20 protein-coding genes are annotated in these 18,482 nt (G+C 44.0%); 8 read left to right on the top strand and 12 right to left on the bottom strand.

What is annotated here, in order from left to right:
• The first annotated feature begins 254 nt into the window (after positions 1 to 254).
• A complete protein-coding gene (gene hisB / locus F6K51_RS09485) occupies positions 255 to 917 on the top strand; it encodes an imidazoleglycerol-phosphate dehydratase HisB (protein WP_293019849.1) in 663 nt (220 codons plus the stop codon).
• Between the two features lie 314 nt (positions 918 to 1,231).
• On the opposite strand, the gene F6K51_RS09480 is transcribed toward hisB, so the two are convergent.
• Positions 1,232 to 1,513 (bottom strand): helix-turn-helix transcriptional regulator, encoded by a 282-nt coding sequence (locus tag F6K51_RS09480; RefSeq protein WP_293019847.1) that lies wholly within the window; start codon positions 1,511 to 1,513, stop codon positions 1,232 to 1,234.
• A 401-nt stretch (positions 1,514 to 1,914) separates the two neighbouring features.
• Between F6K51_RS09480 and F6K51_RS09475 the strand changes: the two genes are divergently transcribed.
• The gene (locus F6K51_RS09475; protein ID WP_293019845.1) at positions 1,915 to 2,379 is read left to right on the top strand and encodes a hypothetical protein; all 465 of its coding nucleotides are present in this window, start codon (positions 1,915 to 1,917) and stop codon (positions 2,377 to 2,379) included.
• Here the strand turns inward: F6K51_RS09475 and F6K51_RS09470 are convergent.
• Entirely contained in the window at positions 2,345 to 2,485 is a 141-nt protein-coding gene (locus F6K51_RS09470; protein WP_293019843.1) for a hypothetical protein, read from the bottom strand. The genes F6K51_RS09475 and F6K51_RS09470 overlap by 35 nt on opposite strands.
• Before the next feature lie 297 nt (positions 2,486 to 2,782).
• Positions 2,783 to 3,754, bottom strand: a complete 972-nt coding sequence (locus tag F6K51_RS09465) for an adenylate/guanylate cyclase domain-containing protein (protein ID WP_365939931.1) — start codon at positions 3,752 to 3,754, stop codon at positions 2,783 to 2,785.
• A 5-nt stretch (positions 3,755 to 3,759) separates the two neighbouring features.
• Here F6K51_RS09465 and F6K51_RS09460 point away from each other — a divergent pair, with 5 nt between their 5' ends.
• Positions 3,760 to 4,554, top strand: coding sequence for an ABC transporter permease (locus F6K51_RS09460; protein WP_293019842.1), 795 nt, complete (start codon positions 3,760 to 3,762; stop codon positions 4,552 to 4,554).
• Between the two features lie 22 nt (positions 4,555 to 4,576).
• Here the strand turns inward: F6K51_RS09460 and F6K51_RS09455 are convergent, their stop codons facing one another.
• The 5 genes from F6K51_RS09455 to F6K51_RS09435 form a co-directional block, all read right to left on the bottom strand.
• On the bottom strand, positions 4,577 to 5,890 hold the full coding sequence (locus F6K51_RS09455) for an ATP-binding protein (RefSeq protein ID WP_293019841.1): 1,314 nt from the start codon (positions 5,888 to 5,890) through the stop codon (positions 4,577 to 4,579).
• Between the two features lie 2 nt (positions 5,891 to 5,892).
• Positions 5,893 to 6,342, bottom strand: coding sequence for a response regulator (locus F6K51_RS09450; protein WP_293019839.1), 450 nt, complete (start codon positions 6,340 to 6,342; stop codon positions 5,893 to 5,895).
• Between the two features lie 20 nt (positions 6,343 to 6,362).
• Positions 6,363 to 8,399 carry a PAS domain S-box protein gene (locus tag F6K51_RS09445; protein WP_293019838.1) on the bottom strand — a complete coding sequence of 679 codons (2,037 nt, stop codon included), beginning with the start codon at positions 8,397 to 8,399 and terminating at the stop codon, positions 6,363 to 6,365.
• 301 nt (positions 8,400 to 8,700) lie between these two features.
• Positions 8,701 to 9,354: a hypothetical protein gene (locus F6K51_RS09440; RefSeq protein WP_293019836.1), complete on the bottom strand. Its 654-nt coding sequence runs from the start codon at positions 9,352 to 9,354 to the stop codon at positions 8,701 to 8,703.
• A gap of 239 nt (positions 9,355 to 9,593) precedes the next feature.
• Positions 9,594 to 9,824: a hypothetical protein gene (locus F6K51_RS09435; protein WP_293019835.1), complete on the bottom strand. Its 231-nt coding sequence runs from the start codon at positions 9,822 to 9,824 to the stop codon at positions 9,594 to 9,596.
• A 71-nt stretch (positions 9,825 to 9,895) separates the two neighbouring features.
• Between F6K51_RS09435 and argB the strand changes: the two genes are divergently transcribed.
• Both argB and F6K51_RS09425 read left to right on the top strand, forming a co-directional pair.
• Positions 9,896 to 10,789 (top strand): acetylglutamate kinase, encoded by an 894-nt coding sequence (gene argB, locus F6K51_RS09430; protein WP_293019834.1) that lies wholly within the window; start codon positions 9,896 to 9,898, stop codon positions 10,787 to 10,789.
• An 83-nt stretch (positions 10,790 to 10,872) separates the two neighbouring features.
• Positions 10,873 to 11,388, top strand: coding sequence for a hypothetical protein (locus F6K51_RS09425; protein WP_293019833.1), 516 nt, complete (start codon positions 10,873 to 10,875; stop codon positions 11,386 to 11,388).
• Between the two features lie 40 nt (positions 11,389 to 11,428).
• On the opposite strand, the gene F6K51_RS09420 is transcribed toward F6K51_RS09425, so the two are convergent.
• Positions 11,429 to 11,581, bottom strand: a complete 153-nt coding sequence (locus F6K51_RS09420) for a hypothetical protein (RefSeq protein ID WP_293019831.1) — start codon at positions 11,579 to 11,581, stop codon at positions 11,429 to 11,431.
• A 159-nt stretch (positions 11,582 to 11,740) separates the two neighbouring features.
• On the opposite strand from F6K51_RS09420, the gene F6K51_RS09415 reads away from it, so the two are divergent.
• Entirely contained in the window at positions 11,741 to 11,878 is a 138-nt protein-coding gene (locus F6K51_RS09415; RefSeq protein WP_293019829.1) for a hypothetical protein, read from the top strand.
• On the opposite strand, the gene F6K51_RS09410 is transcribed toward F6K51_RS09415, so the two are convergent.
• Entirely contained in the window at positions 11,879 to 12,202 is a 324-nt protein-coding gene (locus tag F6K51_RS09410) for a PepSY-associated TM helix domain-containing protein (protein ID WP_293019827.1), read from the bottom strand.
• A gap of 137 nt (positions 12,203 to 12,339) precedes the next feature.
• Between F6K51_RS09410 and F6K51_RS09405 the strand changes: the two genes are divergently transcribed.
• Complete coding sequence (locus F6K51_RS09405; protein ID WP_293019826.1) at positions 12,340 to 13,173, top strand: DUF3153 domain-containing protein; 834 nt, start codon at positions 12,340 to 12,342, stop codon at positions 13,171 to 13,173.
• A 373-nt stretch (positions 13,174 to 13,546) separates the two neighbouring features.
• Positions 13,547 to 13,747 (top strand): hypothetical protein, encoded by a 201-nt coding sequence (locus F6K51_RS09400; protein ID WP_293019825.1) that lies wholly within the window; start codon positions 13,547 to 13,549, stop codon positions 13,745 to 13,747.
• A gap of 151 nt (positions 13,748 to 13,898) precedes the next feature.
• On the opposite strand, the gene secA is transcribed toward F6K51_RS09400, so the two are convergent.
• Entirely contained in the window at positions 13,899 to 16,715 is a 2,817-nt protein-coding gene (gene secA / locus F6K51_RS09395) for a preprotein translocase subunit SecA (RefSeq protein WP_293019823.1), read from the bottom strand.
• Positions 16,716 to 17,062: 347 nt separating this feature from the next.
• Positions 17,063 to 18,139: a hypothetical protein gene (locus F6K51_RS09390; RefSeq protein ID WP_293019821.1), complete on the bottom strand. Its 1,077-nt coding sequence runs from the start codon at positions 18,137 to 18,139 to the stop codon at positions 17,063 to 17,065.
• Between the last annotated feature and the right edge of the window lie 343 nt (positions 18,140 to 18,482).

Raw genomic sequence — 18,482 nt, 5'->3', positions numbered from 1 at the left:
ACCAACTCCAGCTATGGCGCACGGATACACGGGTTACTTTATTAACGACACAGGATGCCCCGACCCGCCGGAACAATACAATAAGTTCTATTTTTAAGCACGTAGGTGGCGGTTAGCTCTTAATTTATATTCCCTACTATATCTAGTATAAACGATATAAACCCTGTCCGCAATTGATCTCACACTCATGCTGCGCATGTTCGTTGTGAGGCAATTGAGCGGATGAAGCTAAGTTAGACAGGAGCACAGATGTAATGCAAGTAAGCGATAACCCGACGCAGATCGAGAGCGGAGCGATAATTCTCAACACCCAAGAGTCTAAGTTAAAGGCGCGAACAGCCTCAGTCAGGCGTACTACTGGGGAAACTGATGTACAAGTGTCACTGAATTTAGATGGTACAGGTATCTGCACCGCTAATACAGGCATCCCATTTTTAGACCATATGCTGCATCAAATCTCTTCCCATGGACTGATTGACTTGGAGGTGCAGGCAAATGGGGACCTAGAAATTGATGATCACCACACTAACGAAGATGTTGGGATTACCCTAGGGCAAGCCTTGGCAAAAGCATTAAGCGATCGCAAAGGAATTTTCCGCTTCGGGAATTTCCTGGCTCCCCTAGATGAGGCATTGATTCTGGTATCTCTAGATTTTTCTGGGCGTCCTCACTTAAGCTATGGCTTAGAAATTCCTACCCAGCGTGTCGGAACCTATGATACCCAGCTGGTGCGGGAGTTTTTTGTCGCACTGGTTAACCATAGTCAGCTCACCCTACATATCCGCCAACTAGATGGGATCAATTCACATCATATTATTGAAGCGACATTCAAGGCATTTGCCAGAGCAATGCGCATGGCTGTGGAAATTGATCCTCGTCGTGCAGGGATGATTCCAAGCTCTAAGGGGGTTTTGTAGTTGAGAACAAACAAAAAGCCATGGGACTAAGAGTTCCACAGCTTTTAGACTGGTCTAAGGAGCATTAACTACATTTGATCGTAGAGTACGCTAACCTTGGGCATAGTGCTCGTAACAGTTTTGGTAACGACATGGTTTTTACTCAGCTATATTCCAAAGGACGATTGTCCAAAGGGCACCAGCATTGTGCTAATCCTCATAGATTCAAACGACTAGCGCCCTAGTGCTGACGCTAGTCAACCCATTATATGCAGTCAGCCCCCCAAGGGACATCATTCAGACCTAGCCAAAGGCCAAGATTCCACCCTTGAGTTTTAGAAAAATCTGGGATTATGTGGTACCACTGGGGGTGATTTAATTTCATTTTCATTCTGGTGTTTCAGCTCAGTGGCAATGATTAGCTGATCAAGGGTGCAGTTGAGCTTTTCCATCATTAACTTAGTCTGCCAAAAGGAGAGCTTAGGCTGCATTTTACCCCTTTCCCAAATGGAAATGGTTTTTTGGGTTACTCCAAGAGCCTCAGCAAGTTCTCGCTGAGTTAAGCCAACTTGCTGGCGCAACTTTAGTAGTGTTATGTCATGATGTTCACGTAGCATTATACTTTACTATATATTTTCCAACGCCATATCATCAACGGTATAAACAAAAACACATAATGGCAGGTAGCCAAAAGCTGCTTTTGCTTTTTGAAACCTAATCATAACGCTTCCAGGTTGTTTACCCCAGCCATCCTTAAATCTACAAATAACAGCTCAATCCGTTATACGTCATCCACCTCCAGTCAAATATGGTTCCTGGTTGGGTAATATTACGGTTGCTTTAATCCCAAAAAGCCATCACTCTAATAAAAGACTTAGAAAAGAGTTAGGTGACCGGCTGTTGGATTAATCGGTATCAGCTGACCTGCTCTGCTGATAGAATGCCACCAAAGCTATTGATTTGATATATCTTGGCGCGTGATATATCTTGGTTTGAAATCGTTTACTGAAATCGTCTTATGACCGCTGTAACTCCCTTAGCTAATGCTCCCGATTTATCTACCGATAACTACCTGGTGGTGGGCTTAGCCACCTGCTTTATCAAAGAAGAGGGGGAAGTTCATCAAGTTCAAATTATTGAACCCATCCCCTCAGCCTCCCTAGAAGCATTGCTTAAAAGCGTTCCTACATCTTACTCAGTGGCTTGTGGTACGACTCTAGGTAAAGTAATCTCAGGGGATAGCCTTCTCAAACCCGCTGAGTTCCCAGAAGATGCTCAGTTTTGCGATGATTTTACTAACCGAGCCCTCGCCGCTGCACGCACTTATAAGAGTTGTCCAGAAGCGATCGCTCATATTCCCCTCGGCACAACGTTTGATAACTTCAACTTTTCCACAGAACGCAAGCGGTTGCTAAATATGCAGCGAGTTGTTACTAAGGAAGATAATGTCAAACAGCACGAGTACACTCACAAGGTTCTCTAATCGTTAATCGATTAGTCCAGGGAACAGGGAACAGGGAACAGGGAACAGGGAACAGGGAACAGGGAACAGGGAACAGGGAACAGGGAACAGGGATGCAGTCGCTCATGGTTTGGGTTCTGTTTGGGTCACCTGCGTCCGCCCTACATCCCTGTAAGCCCCGTGGAAACTACAACCGTTGCTCATGGGGGGGAGCCCATCATGAAGGCACTGGCTCCCTTCAGGTCGGCGCTGCATCGCTTAAAACCCTCTTTAGTATTACCTTTTGCCTTTTGCCTTTTGCCTTTTGCCTTTTGCCTTTTGCCTTTTGCCTTTTGCCTTAAAAGGATAAGCAATGTTGCTCAAACGCTGCTGATAATTGCTATAACCCGCAATTATCCTTTTACCAATTACTAAGGACTAACGACTATTTCTCTAACAACTTCCAGCCACCATCCCAGTCATCCTTAGGAGGTTCTTGAAGAAAACGCTGACAACGGCTCAGGTGCAATAAAGAGGCTTGGTCATCTTTGTCATATTTTTCTATAATGGTGCCAAACTCACCCATGGCTTGGGCGAACTGTCGCTGGAGGTAATACTGACGGCCTTTATCGTAATGTTCAATGATTCGTTCTTTGTACTCCGAAATCGGTTCAGATTTTAGACCCACCAATTCATAAATGGATACTGGCTTGGTCTTGCCCTTAACAATTACCTTGTCCAATTCCCTGGCCAAGATCTGTTCAGGACAGGCTCTGTAAGTATTTTCACTAATTAGGATGTCACAACCGTACTGCTTGCTAGCTGTTTCCAAGCGAGCACCTAAATTGACTCCATCACCAATAGAGGTAAACTCCATTCGTTTAGTTGAACCGATATTACCACTAATGACGCTATCGGAGTTGATCCCAATGCCGATCTTTAAAGGTTTTCGATTAGTTTCAACACGTTGCTGATTAAACTCTTTGAGACGGCGGCGCATCTCTAAAGCTGTTTGCACTGCTCTCCAAGCATGATCCTCTTGGGGCAAGGGCGAACCAAAAACAGCCATAATCGCATCGCCAATGTATTTGTCGAGGGTACCTTTATATTCAAAAATTGCATCCACCATCGACTCAAAATAGTCGTTGAGCATACGCACGACCTCTTCTGCCTTTAAACTTTCGGTCAAGGCAGTATAGCCACGAATATCGGAGAACAGAACGGATACCTCTTTGCGATCGCCTCCTAATTTATGGTCATCAAGCTTAAGTAATTCCTCTGCTAACTCCTGGGTCATATAGCGATACATGGTAGTCTTGAGGCGTTTTTCATCACTAATGTCATCCATGACTACCAATGCAGCATAGACATGGGTTTGATCGCTGGCATCAGCAATAGAGTTAATCGAAAGATTCACAATGCTTGCTTGATTCGTCCCAGTTACCGACTATAGTCACAGATAGCCTCACGGTTTTGTGGGGGGACTGGCTAAAGTTACGGGTGCGAGCCACCCAAGTCGTTGCTAGTGGGCTAATCTCCCCAGTGATCTACATATTGGCATTTGGTCTCGGCCTAGGGAGTACCTTAGATCGGACAATGACTCCCCCAGTTGGTGAATCCTATTTAGAATTTATTCTGCCAGGAATGGTGGCGCTGTCGTCTATGACCATTAGCTTTGCTGGCACTACCTTTTCCATTTGCGGTGATCGGCTATACACCAAAACCTTTGAGGAAACCTTGTTGATGCCAGTCCATCCCTTAGCCTTGCATGTCGGCAAAATGATGGCGGGGATTTTGCGGGGATTAATGACATCTGCTTCAGTTATTTTGGTAGCAGTGCTGTTTACTGGGAAAGTATGGAGTTTTCTCAATCCCTTATTTTTCTTGTTGCTAGTGCTTAATTGTGCTGTGTTTGCCGGTTTAGGGGTGATAGTGGGATTGAATGTCAAATCCTTGGAAATGGTTGGTCTTTTCAACAACTTCTTAATTGTTCCAATGTCCTTCCTAGGTGGGACGTTTTTTGACCCAGGGACCTTACCTACAGCCCTAAAAGTGATTGTCTATCTATTGCCTCTAAGTTATACCAGCACTGGACTCCGGGCTGCTGCTTACTTACCCCTGTCTGAGTTTCCCTGGTATGCGATACCGATTCTGCTGGGGTTTGCGATCGCACTTTCTCTATTTGGTGCTCACCAATTTGCTCACCAGCAAGACTAATTAGGCATACTTACACCCTTACCTAGGTATTAGGCTTTGCTGAATAATGGGATGAGTGTAATGGCAATGTGACCGTAAAGGCTGTACCAACTCCCACTTCACTCTCTACACAAATCTCACCACCGTGGAGGTTAACACATTTTTTGACAATTGCTAATCCTAGTCCGGTACCAGAGATAGTACCAACATTACTACTGCGCTGGAAAGCCTCAAATAACCGTTCTTGGTCTTCTGGGGGGATGCCAATGCCAGAATCTTGGATCCGGAACATCGTACTATCATCACTCATGATCAGATCAAATTGGATATCACCCCCATCCGGTGAATACTTAATCCCATTGGAGAGCAAATTAGACAGAATCTGCCGCAATAGTTTTTCATCTAGATCAGCTTTGCAAAACCAACCCTGATTACTACAGCAGGAAGTTTCCTTTGAATTATCTATACAGTTAAAGTTAATAGTAAACCCAGTCTTAGCTGTTAGTTTAAATTCTTCCACAATTTCCTTACATAAGGCTACCACATCTATAGGTAATGGTTTGAATTCCAATTTTCCTGCCTCAGCTTTACTGAATAGCAGTACATCACTCACTAACTTAGTCAGATGTTGAACCGTCGTTTGAATCCGCTGAAAATAACGTCGCTTTTTTTCGGAAGACCATTTATGACTGTAATGTTCTAATAATTCTGCCGAAGAGAGGATTGTGGCCAGTGGGGTGCGATATTCATGAGAAACGACTGAAACAATCCGAGATTTGAGGTCATTGAGTTCTTTTTCTTTATTCAACGCCTGACGAAGTTCTTCTTCCAAGGACTTCCGATTTGAAATTTCCTCTTGCAGGTACTGATTTTTTTGCCTTAATTCATCGGTTTGTTCTGCAACGCGATGTTCTAATTCTTCATTGAGTCGTTGCAATTGCTCCTCACTTTGTCGAAGCTGCTTCATAGTATTGGCTCGCTCAATAGCGTAGCGAATTGTGCGCATCAGCAATTCACTATCAATTTTGCCCTTGACTAAATAATCTTGTGCTCCTTTTCGTAATGCTTCTAGGGCAGTAACTCTATCATTAAGACCCGTTAACACCACAATGGGTAAATCCGGTACTACCTCGTGGGTTTTTGTTACCGTAATCAATCCCTGTTTATCCGGTAACGATAGGTCTAACAAGACTATATCAAAATGATGTTTACTGAGGGAATCAATAGCATCTTGTAACTTTTCTACCTGCACCAGTGACCACTGAATCTCTTGAGCATCAGTTAAAATGATTTGGAGAATATCCGCATCAGCTGGGTTATCTTCTACTAGCAGTATTTTCAGGGAATTGGTGTCCATATTTATTGATATAATGGCAGTCTAACAAGGTCTAACCAAAATTCTTCAATCCGCTTCACCATCGACATAAAACTTTCCCAATCTATGGGTTTACAAATGTAGCAGTTAGCTTTTAGTCTGTAAGTATTGATAATATCTTGCTGAGAGTCAGATGTGGTTAATATAATAATTGGGATTGTACTTATCTGGGGGTCTTCCTTGATTTCTTGGAGAACCTCGCGACCATCTTTTTTTGGTAAATTAAGATCCAGAACAATTAAAGCTGGACGTGGGGCTTCCTGATATTTTCCCTGCTTACGGAGAAATGCGATCGCTTTAGCTCCATCATCAACCCAGTGAAACTTACTGGATAGCTTGCTATCACATAATGCCTCTAAAATGAGTTCGGCATCACTCGACGAATCTTCTACCAGCAGAATATCAATTGGTTGAGTATTTGTCATAATGTTCATGATGCCAGTTCCTGAAATTTCTAGATAATGTTTAACTCATGATGATGCTGTGGTATTGAGAAGTAAAATTTTGTGCCTACTCCTAGCTCTGACTCTACCCAAATTTTTCCGCCATGACGCTCTACAATTTTCTTACAAACTGCTAGACCAATGCCTGTGCCGGGATACTCACGGCGGGTATGCAAGCGCTGGAAAATAGTAAAGATGCGCTCAAAGTACTCAGGCTCAATACCAATACCATTATCACGAACTGAAAAGATCCATTCCTTACCCTTCAGTTCCGCTGAAATATGGACTCTGGGTAGCTCTTGGCTGCGAAACTTAATAGCATTACCGATGAGATTTTGCAGAAGTTGACTCAGTTGTATATCATCCCCCATAACTACAGGTAAGGAGTCATGGGTAACTATGACATCGCTCTCGATAATCGCCACATTTAAATTGTCTAAAACCCGATTCAGTACTACCTCGCAGTCAGTAGCTGCTAATTCTTTACCATGGGTTCCCACCCGAGAAAAACTCAGCAGATCCTGGATTAACTGCTGCATGTTAGTAGCGCCATCTACGATGTAATGAATATACTTATCCGCTTGAGCATCCAGGTTACTCTGGTATTTTTTAGCTAAGAGTTGGGTGTAGCTACTAATCGCTCGCAGTGGTTCTTGTAAATCATGGGAAGCCACGTAAGCAAACTGTTCTAACTCACGGTTAGATCGGGATAAATCTTGATTAAGTCGTTTGAGGGCCTCTTGAGCTTCCTTACGCTCTGTAATCACCTCAGTACTCATAATGATACCGCTAATCTTCCCACTAATGTCAACCCAAGGACGGATTTCCCACTTGAGCCACTGTTGTTCACCATTAGCGCGAATAAACAAATCTTCTTCACACTCTGCTGAATAACCCTCTAAGCACCATTGGTGTATTTTCTTCCAACCCTCAGGAGTTTCTGGAAATACGTCGTAGTAGCTTTTGCCAATGATGTTGTCATCATATATGTTGTACTCTGAGTACCAGTGGCGACTAACAAACTGGTACCTCATCTGCTGATCGAACATGGCAATAGCTGCGGGTACATATTCCAAAAATCGGTTGAGCAGCTCCAGGTTGTTGCCTAATTCGGACTCAACCTGGCGGCGCTCCCTGATTTCAGCTGTTAAGACTTCATTGGCTTCTGCTAGTTGCTTTGTCCGTTCTAATACTCGTTGTTCTAACTCTTCATAGGCTTGGCTGAGGACATCATCCTCTAGCTTGCGCTTCGTGATATCCTCTACCACGGACACCACTCCGATGATGGTGCCATCAGATTCAATTAAGGGAGCATTGTGCCACTGGCAAAATATACTACTGCCATCTTGTGGATGGTAGTTTTCCGTAATGCAGTTGCTACACTGAAAATTCAAACAGTCTTGCAGAACTCGCTGGAACTGCTCTACGGAAGATTGCGGCTTCATCAATTCATGGGCACGATGCCCAAAGGCTTCCATCTTCTTATAGCCAAAAATTTTTTCGGCTACATGGTTCCACTGCATCACTTCACCATCCAGGCTCCACTCAATGAAACCAAGGGGAGTTTGCTCTACCAGGAGGGACAAGGTTTGTTGGGATCTCAGTAGTTCTTCTAGGGTTTGCTTACGTTCAGCAATTTCCTTTTCCAGAGCTGTGTTAGTCGCTTCCAGTGCAGCTCTACTGGAGAATGCTAAGACTTTTGGCATCACTACTACTAGTGCGATCGCGCTAGACAGAGAAAGTATGGCACTAGTCCCTTTGACTAAACCAGAAAGCCAATAATCTGGATGCCAAATTGTCCAGACCTCTAGCAAGTGACTAGTTCCAGAGAACAAAACCAAGGGACTCAATAGTAAGAAAATCTTCAGTAATGACAGATCTTGGTTTTGAGACCAAAAATAGATCACCAACAGCAGAATAGAGTAATAGGATAGGGCAATTAGCAAATCCGAACCAGCATGAAGTCCAAGTAATTCAGGCTTCCAGACATAGCAATGCTCGTGGGATATATAATGACCAGAGAACATGTCTTGTAATATTGTGAGCATATGCCGTTGGTCAATTGGGCAAGGGTGAATTTCCAGCAGCACCGACGGTAACAGCAATGGTCAGATTAACCAGCTTAGTTTCGTACCAAGTAGCATATCTTCCACTTATCCGTTGGAGTTAATTCCCTTTTGAAGTGGAACTGGGTATCAAGAAGGTAATCACCTCCCATGACAGTAAGACACACTTGGTTCTTCTATTCTTAACGTTTTGACCAGGGACTGTAAATCTGTGAAATTACGTAATTTAAAATTACCCCACAACAATTCTTTGCTCAGAGAACTTTAACTCCCAATTTGGGAATTATAAAGCTCGATTTATCTTTCTATATAAAGATTGCAGCATCACCTGCCAGCATACCTGGCTGAAATAGAGAGTTATGTTCATAATACCCAATAACCGAGTGGCATCTTCTAGCATGGCTCGGGTTCCTTGTCCTGAGAAATGGGATGAATCCACCAAACCAGATATTACAAATAAAATTGCCGCAATCATCAGCAGTATATATGGTGTAGCTCGAATTATCCTCCAAAAAGCTAATCCATACAGGATGGCACCTATGCCATACATAAAATACACCGGCGCTTTGGAAATCCCTTGATTTACTAGTATTAAATTAATCCTGAAAACATCATCAATTAATAATATTCCAATGCCAATTGCAGAGGAAAAAATAAATCGATTTATTTTTTGATTAGGCTGGATTTTGTTCAGCAATAACCAGCACCATAAACAAATGGTTACTACTACGCACCACATTAATTCAGAGACAGCTGATAACGTGCCGATGTAGGGGCGATTTATAAGAAAAGGATCATCAAAAAGTCCTACGACTATATAACCCCTGTCCTGAATCTTGACATAAATACTTAAAATTAAAAATAGTATAATAATTAAGCTGTTATACCAAAGAATATAATGATCGTGGCGCAGCTGCTTGAGAAGGATTTTCAGCATCGAGGTGAAACAGGTAAATAAGCAATTGTTTGTTGGGCTATATACTTAAGCTAACACAGGAGCTCATGGTAATCGGTCATTGGTGGGTAGTAGTGAGGTAAAATTACTGATTACTAATTACCCATTAAGGTAAATCTAAGATAAAGCCCTGCTTGAAGCTAGTAGCCTTGTTTGATTCTGTTAAATTAGTCTGGGCTTTTGCTTCTAAATCCGCAATTTTTCCTAAAAACTATCTGATTTCAATATCTGGGTGAGGTACCTGGTCCTAGGTTAATTGGAGTAGGGAGTAGGGAGTAGGGAGTAGGGAGTAGGGAGTCGGGAGTCGGGAGTCGGGAGTCGGGAGTCGGGTCGAAAATTCTACCTATATCACCATCTGACCATTTGACCCATCTATTTTTTAGGAGAAGAAAACAGCTATACCTCTGTTCCCCTGAAGCTTTGTCTGTTCCAATTCTTAAGAAACGAGCCATTCTATCTAGCCCTAAGCTATGAAAATGATTTACACTGCTGTGGATGTGATTATAGATTTGAGTGATTGCCTATGCTCTATACTCAAGAGTACATAAGGGAAACTGAAGCAACCCGTGTGCGGGTACTCAGTGAAGCACTACCCTACATCCAAAAGTTTGCTGGTCGCACAGTCGTGGTTAAGTATGGTGGTGCGGCAATGAAAGACAGCAATCTCAAAGAACAGGTGATCCGGGATATTGTATTCTTAGCTTGTGTAGGTGTACGACCAGTCCTTATCCACGGTGGTGGTCCGGAAATCAATAGCTGGCTGGGGAAATTAGGGATTGAGCCACAATTTAAGAATGGTCTGCGGGTTACCGATGCTGCCACGATGGATGTAGTGGAGATGGTGCTGGTGGGTCGGGTGAATAAAGAGTTGGTCTCTGGGATTAACTACGCCGGTGGTAATGCTGTCGGGCTGTGTGGCAAAGATGGTAACTTATTCGTAGCACGCCCAGAAGGTCAAGAGGGTATTGGCTTTGTTGGGGAAGTGAGCACTGTGGATGTGCGGCTAGTAGAGTCTTTGGTCAATAGTGGCTACATTCCAGTAGTGTCTAGTGTGGCGGCTGATGATACTGGCCAAGCTTACAATATCAATGCTGACACGGTGGCCGGTGCGATCGCAGCTGCTTTAGAAGCAGAAAAGCTGATCTTGCTGACTGATACCCCTGGGGTTTTGAAGGATCCTAAAGACCCATCTAGCCTGATTCGTCAGCTAGATATTCAACAATCACGGCAGTTGATTGAGAGTGGGGTAGTCTCTGGTGGGATGATTCCTAAGGTGAACGGCTGCGTGCGATCGCTTGCTCAAGGGGTACGTGCGGCTCATATTATTGATGGTCGCATTCCCCATGCCCTGCTCCTGGAAATCTTCACCGATGAAGGAATCGGTTCGATGATCGTGGCATCAGAATTTACTAACTAAGGACACAGGGAAAATGGCAACTAGGAAATTGTTAATTGAAAATGTCAATTAATAATTAACAATTAATAATTAACGAATGACTAATGGCTAATGAAAAATTTTCCCTTGAGTACCAGTCAGGAAAAGCCGCATTTGAACGAGGAGAATATCGTGCTTCTATAGAGCATTTGACCACAGCCAGAAATCTGGTAAATCTATCCTCTCGGCTCGGGGGAGAGGTGCAAATGTGGTTGGTGATGGCTTATGAGGCAGCTGGGCAAAAAGCGGAAGCGATCGCACTTTGCCAACAGTTGACTAGCCATCCTGACCTAGACACCTCCAAACAAGGTAAAGATTTACTCTATATTCTGCAAGCTCCTCAGCTTACTAGACCAGCAGAATGGATGACCAACATTCCTGACTTAGGTGCGATCGCAGAAAGTGACGACCGGGAGAGTTATGTGTATAGGTCTTTTAGCGATCGCAAGCAGCCTAGCCTAGGCTTGGTACCAGAACCCCTAGATCCTGCTGAGATTAACACTAAGGATAATCAATTCGTCTGGCTAGCTGTTGGTTTGGTGAGTTTAACCCTGGGTGGATTGATTTGGTTTGGGCTTTGATATAGCGTTTTTCAATATGGTGAGGTACAGTTTTTTTGTTTTAGGGAACAGGGAACAGGGAACAGGGAACAGGGAACAGGGAACAGGGAACAGGGAACAGGGAACAGGGAACAGGGAACAGGGAATAGTAACCCAACCCTAACCCCTCCCAGGAGGAGCAGAGGGAACAGGAAAAAAAATTTGTGTACCTCATTAGGCTAAAAAAAGCTATATTGCCAGCAGAGACTGTTTTTTTAACTTTGCTTAAATCCAAGGGTTGGGTGGGTTAGGCGGCGAGTAATGTAAGTGAGTAATGCAAAAGCTCACCTTGTCTTGATCCACATCCAAAACCACTAGCGCTTTCCATCAAGAGGTGCGACCTACTCCCTACTCCCTACTCCCTACTCCCTACTCCCTGCTCCCTGCTCCCTACTCCCTGCTCCCTGCTCCCTGCTCCCTGCTCCCTATAAAAATGTACCTCACCGAATTAAAAACTGCTATAGTCAGTTAATTAACTATCTGGGGCGGTTTTTTTATCTGTCACTTTGCTAGAAAAAATACCTTTCTTGCTGATACTTTTCCAATACATTACTATACCTGTAACTAACATAAAAATTAATCCTAAACCATTTAAAAGTACATAAATCGGCCTCAGTTGATCACCAAGATATTCTCCTTCGTGAATCGCCATTAAAAAGTGGGTTTGATCTTTAGAAAGCCCAAACCAGGCTCTCCCTAATCTATAGGCTATCCCGGTGATTGCTGTGATCATGAAAGGCAGTACGATGATTGGAGCTAAGGTACTATGCAGTTTACGTAAAGTAGGCTTATTCATAGGATTTGGCCTGGTTTATGAGATTCTATAACATGATTACAACATGCTATTGTATTGGTTTTAGGTTATATATGTAACAAATCGACCTATTGTTTCATAAATCCCTAAGGACACTAAGAAAAAAAGGAGAAGGGTTGGTGAAGTTAAATTTTGTGAGTTTAAGGCAGTTGGTTAGTGGAACTCTGAGGCATTTACGGGTTCTGGGGGTGATTGTGCTGGCATCAGTGCTACTGTCTGGTTGTGTCAACTATGATCTTGGGGTCAGGTTTGACGGTGAACACCATGGCAAGATTGTCCAGCAGATCAAGCTTGGAGAACAGCTGACAAAGTTGAGCGATGCTGAGGCGACCGAATGGCTCAGAAGTCTCGAAAGTCGGGCAAAGCAGCTTCAGGGCAAAACTCAGCGCCTCTCAGACCGAGAAATTGCGATCGCAATTCCCTTTAACAACGGTAAGGAATTAGTATCCAAGTTTGAGCAGTTTTTTAACCCAGTTGGTCACCCAGAAGATTCCCCATTAGCAGCAGAGAGTGATAGTAACCCAAGTTTTAACTCTAATTTACGCCTAGATCAAAACAACTTTTTTGTGGTGCAACGAAATCACTTAAGCTATGACCTTGATTTGCGCAGCCTAGGGGTAATCAACTCTGATAACGGCAAGATTGTGGTTACTGCTGCTTCACTATTCGATTTGCAGTTTAGCCTAGAGACCCCTTGGGGAGCAAACAGTATTGAGAAATCCCCCAATGCCATTCGTCCCACGATTTACGATGATGGACATCAGCTAGTTTGGACACTGCAACCTGGTCAAATCAACCATATCGAAGTGGCATTTTGGCTACCCAGCTTCCTAGGTATTGGTATGATTATTATCATACTGGTGGTATTAGGTGGTTTCTACATAAAATACAAGTCTTTCCCCTGGGAAAGAACTGAAACTAATCAACCAGCAATACCATCAAAGGTGATGTAGTTTAGACCAGTTAAAGTTAGACCAGTTATAGAAACCAGTAATAGCTATTGGTTTCTATAACTACTAAGTTAATCAACATTTAACCTTCCCGTTTAAGTGTTGTTAACTTTCTATAGCAATTCTATAACTGGTGAGGTACAAATATCTAGGTTTTAGGGAGCAGGGACTGAGGCCGTGGGCCACGCGGGGCGCGTTCGGAGCAGGGAGCAGGGATTAGGAACCCACCCCTAACCCCTCCCAGGAGGGCAAGGCAAGAGTCAAGAGTGAAACAATCTTGTGTACCTCATGAGTCCTAGAAACGCTATATCAGCTTAGTATTATTACCTGGGTAACGGCTTTGACTGGATTGGTAGCAACAGGAGAAACGACAACAGTGGTTGGGGCCGTCGCTGGACTAGTGGGTGGATTGATGAGTGGAGTAGCAATCGGTATTGTGGTAGAAAAGTTTATGGATAGGGGATTGACCATAGAGTTAAGTCGGGAATCGGGAATCGGGAATCGGGAATCGGGAATCGGGAATCGGGAATCGGGAATCGGGAATCGGGATTCGGGATTCGGTAACTTAAAACCTTAAACCTTAAACCTTAAACTATACTCAACCAAGGCAAAAGGCAAAAGGCAAAAGGCAAAAGGCAAAAGGCAACAGGAAGCAGCCAACCTTAAACCTTCAACCTTAAACCTTCAACCTTGAACCTTCAACCTTGAACCTTAAACTTAAAAATACATCAAACTGCTTGGGGTTGCATTTGTGGCTGGAACTGGAAGAGTGAGTATACCACATTGCGGCGGATATCGATCATCATTTCCAAGAACATCTCATAGCCTTCCTGCTTATACTCAATCAGGGGGTCTTTTTGGCCATAACCTCGTAATCCCACTGACTCCCGTAGGGCGTCCATGGATTGTAAATGCTCTCGCCAGAGGTTATCGATTTGATTCAAGATAAAGAATCGTTCAGCTTGCCGCATTAGTCCTGGCTGGATTTGATCGACTTGAGCTTCCTTGATATCATAGGCTTTGCGGACTTCTTCATGGAGGAAGGTTTTGATTTCCCCGACCGTCATATCTTCTAGATGCTGTGGTTCTAGATCTTGCAGTAAGTAGACAAATTCTTTGACCTTTCCTACCAAGCTCTGTAAATCCCACTCTTCTGGTGGTAACTCTGGGTTAACGTAGGCATCTACAATATCACTCATGGTCTTTTCGGCATACTGGATGACTTGTTCTTTGAGGTCTAGTCCTTCCAGCACTCGCCGTCTTTCCGCGTAAATTGCCCGCCGTTGGTTGTTCATTACCTCGTCATACTCAAATACCTGCTTCCGGGTATCGTAGTAGAAGGTTTCCACTTTCTTCTGGGCATTTTCTAAGGAGCTGGTGAGCATCCCGGATTCGATGGGCATATCTTCCTCAACCCGGAACATATCCATCATCCTTGCTACGCGATCGCCTCCGAAGATTCGCAGAAGATTGTCTTCCAAACTGAGGAAAAATCGGGTAGAACCGGGGTCCCCTTGCCGTCCCGCTCGTCCTCTGAGCTGGTTATCAATACGGCGGGATTCATGACGTTCAGTACCAACAACGTGCAGGCCACCTTTTTCTACCACTTCATCATGTTCTCGGGTGGTGAATGCGTCATATTCCCCTTGAATTGCTTTATAGACTTCCCGCAGCTTTTGAATCACTGGGTCATTGGTGGGAGCATTTTCTGAAGCGATCGCTAATTTCTCTTCTGCTTCTAATTCCGGTAAACTCTGCTGTCCATACTGTTCAACTGCAAAAGTTACTGCCTCTTTTAGGATTTGTTCCGTTTCCCGGGACAATTTGGTAGGGAAAATCTGAGGGCTAACCTTCCAGCTTTTCGGTTTCTTTCCTGGAGCAAACCCAACAGCGTCCGATTTAGGCTTGGCAGTAGTTACCGCTATGGGGGAAAAGGCTTCGTCTTCCTCGGGCTGCACTATTTTGGGCATAAAATATTCCCGTAGCTTCAGCCGTGCCATGAAGTCAGCATTACCTCCCAAAATAATATCTGTTCCTCGCCCGGCCATGTTGGTGGAAATAGTCAAGGCTCCTTTCCGTCCTGCCTGAGCCACAATTTCTGATTCCCGCTCCACATTTTCGGGTTTAGCATTGAGCAGGTTATGGGGTACTCCCTTTTCGGCTAACAGACCGGACAACAACTCGGATTTTTCTACACTCGTGGTTCCCACTAGCACCGGACGTCCTTGTTCATGGAGTTCAGCACATTCTTCTGCTACTGCCCTCCACTTAGCTGGCTCGGTCTTGTAAACCACATCAGAGACGTCTCGACGTTTAGAGGGTTTGTTAGTGGGAATAATGGTAACTTGCAAGTTGTAGATTTTTTCAAATTCCGCTTCTTCTGTTTTCGCGGTACCTGTCATACCGGCGAGTTTGGGATAGAGCAAGAAGAAATTCTGATAGGTAATGGTTGCCAGGGTTTGGGTTTCATTTTGAATGTCTACCCGTTCCTTGGCTTCTATGGCTTGGTGTAGACCATCACTCCACCGGCGTCCTGCCAACACTCGGCCAGTGAACTCGTCTACAATCACTACTTCCCCATTCCGCACGATATAGTTGACATCTTTCTGAAACAGTTCCTTAGCCTTGAGGGCATTGGAAATATAATGAGCCCAAGGGTCTTTGGGGTCGTACAAATCTTTAACCCCTAGAAGTTGCTCCGCTCGGATAAAGCCTTCATCGGTCATCAAGATGTTACGGGCTTTTTCATCAACTTCGTAGTGTCCTAGTTGTTCACCATTGTCTGGATCTTCTGGATAGAGCATGCGGGCAATGTCTGCTGCCTTAATGTACTTCTCAGTCGGTCGCTCCACTTGCCCAGAAATAATCAGTGGGGTTCGGGCCTCATCAATCAGTACTGAGTCTACTTCGTCAATGATGCAATAGTTAAATGGACGTTGCACCACATCTGACATTGCTGTGGCCATGTTGTCCCGGAGATAGTCAAAGCCTAATTCACTGTTGGTGCTATAGGTAATATCACAGGCATAGTTCTTTTGCCGCTCGACCGGGGACATTCCCGATTGAATCAGCCCGACACTCAGACCTAGGAAGCGATGAACTTGTCCCATCCATTCCGCGTCCCGACGGGCTAAGTAGTCGTTAACGGTTACAATGTGAACCCCTTTACTATCGATGGCATTGAGGTAAGCTGGTAGAGTAGCCACCAGGGTTTTTCCTTCACCAGTTTTCATCTCTGCGATTTGCCCTTTGTGCAGGACAATGCCACCCATGACTTGGACATCATAGTGACGCATTCCCAGAACTCGCTTTCCTGCTTCCCGCACTACAGCAAAGGCTTCTGGCAGAATTTGATCAAGAATTTCATCACGCTCTTGACTAGTGTTGGCTTTCTCCAGCTGCTGTTTGAACTCTGCGGTTTTGCCTCTGAGTTGTTCATCCGATAGGTGCTGGATGTCTTCTTCGAGGAGGTTAACTTCTACAACATCAGGTTGGTACCGTTTGAGTTTACGTGCGTTGGGATCACCAATTAGTCTCTTAAGCATAGCAGGAGAGGGAGATGTATAGTTGTGGGATGTATAGTTGTGCGTTTAGGGACACTTTTATAGATATCCTACCAAACTCCTGTGTCAAAAGATGGGGGAAGATCGGGTAATGGGCAAGGGTGAAGATATTTGTCAATAAAAATGAAAGTGTGGGAAGGGTGGGGAGGGTGGGAGGTGTGGGGAGATGGGGAGATGGGGAGATGGGGAGATTTTTATTAAGGTTAATTAGTCTGACTCTAATAGATAATTGAATACTGATCCAACTATACCTTATTCTCTGGCTTGATTGTCTGACTTGGGATACCGATTCTCTCATCATTCCATCATCTCATTATCCCATCATCTCATCATCGCTTTTCCCTTCCTCCGATCGAGCCACTCTTCCAAGGAGAAATTAAAACAATTAATCGCCGGAATAGGTAAGTAATCATTCTTTTTGAAAGGTATGGTGTCAGGGATTTTAATCCTTCTCGCTGGACTTTTCTGAGGTAAAAGACAATTCCTCTTAAAAAATCCTGCCAGCGTCTGCCCCAGTATTCTTTCTGAATTCCCCCTGGATCAAGACGTATATTGTATGGATTGTAATTATATATATTTAATGAATTGAGTTGAGTTAGACCTTCTTGCTCTGCAAACTGTTCATAAGTGATGCCATTGTGCCGAAACTCGGGATTAGTATCGGGATAAATCCATTCCGATACCATCCAATCTTGACTAGCAAACAAGAATTCTGCACAGTTTTTCGTTACCTGAGCATATTTCAATCTAATCCCAATGGGAATTTCAGCCCAAGGACCATGTTGCCATACGAAATCTGGGTCAAAAAATGCTTTAAATGCCAGGTCTTTGCCATTAATTCTCAGGCGAGCTACCCGACCAACCATGCCAGCTCCAGCTATTTCTACCTCAACCTTCATTCCCCCTGTAGATAGCATTTCAGGATGAATTGGAGCTGGTTGTGTAGGCAAATCCTGGGAGGGCAAATCCTGGGAAAGCATGGCCTTGGCATACAACCCTTTGGAGTTGACCTCTAATTTTTTCCTAGAAGGCTTCGCCTCTACAACAGATTTTGGAGTGTGCTGACATACTCTGGTTTTTTTTACTAAAACAACTGTCTTGTTTACCCTACCTAATCTAAGCCGCACTCTTTTTAGGTAGAGTGTGACGCGGTGTCCTTCTGAGGAGGTACTACTGACATACTTGGCTAATTTATCTAAAAATTGTCTTAACTCTTTGATGGTAATCCCGTTAGTTACATCCAGTAGCTCGGAAGGTGGTGGATAAAAGTATAGCTTTTTTTGACCAGTTGATTTGATCACCTGTTGGCAGAGAGCATGAAATTTCCTGGGAGACATCAGTTTTTGCTGAGCCTGACGTATAATTGGTGCGACGAGTGATTCCTCCCAGTGCTGGTAATCTGCCATAGTTTTATCCTTTTTCTGCCAAATTTATTATTATCTACTGTTTTAACCATCTTTGAGCTCTAAACTTCACACTTCTTAACTGTTTGAGTGAGGGGTGAGGGTTAGGGCGTGTTTTCTTGCCTCGGAGATCCCCCATTATCCCCCTTAAAAAAGGGGGACTTTGAGTATGGCTCCCCCCTTTTTTAAGGGCAGGGCTGTTTCATTCTCGCAAAAAATAGATGGGGAGATGGGGAGATGGGGAGATGGGGAGAATTTTGGACTAATACTCGGGATTTTGGGCAAATTTATCGTTCCCTTACACCAAGGCCGTTAACAAATTGTTAGTGATTTGAGTTGATTGAAG

Source organism: Moorena sp. SIO3I8, from assembly GCF_010692325.1.
GTDB lineage: Bacteria > Cyanobacteriota > Cyanobacteriia > Cyanobacteriales > Coleofasciculaceae > Moorena.
Note: the sequence above shows the minus strand (reverse complement) of the source record. Positions and strands in the feature narration are given on the sequence as shown.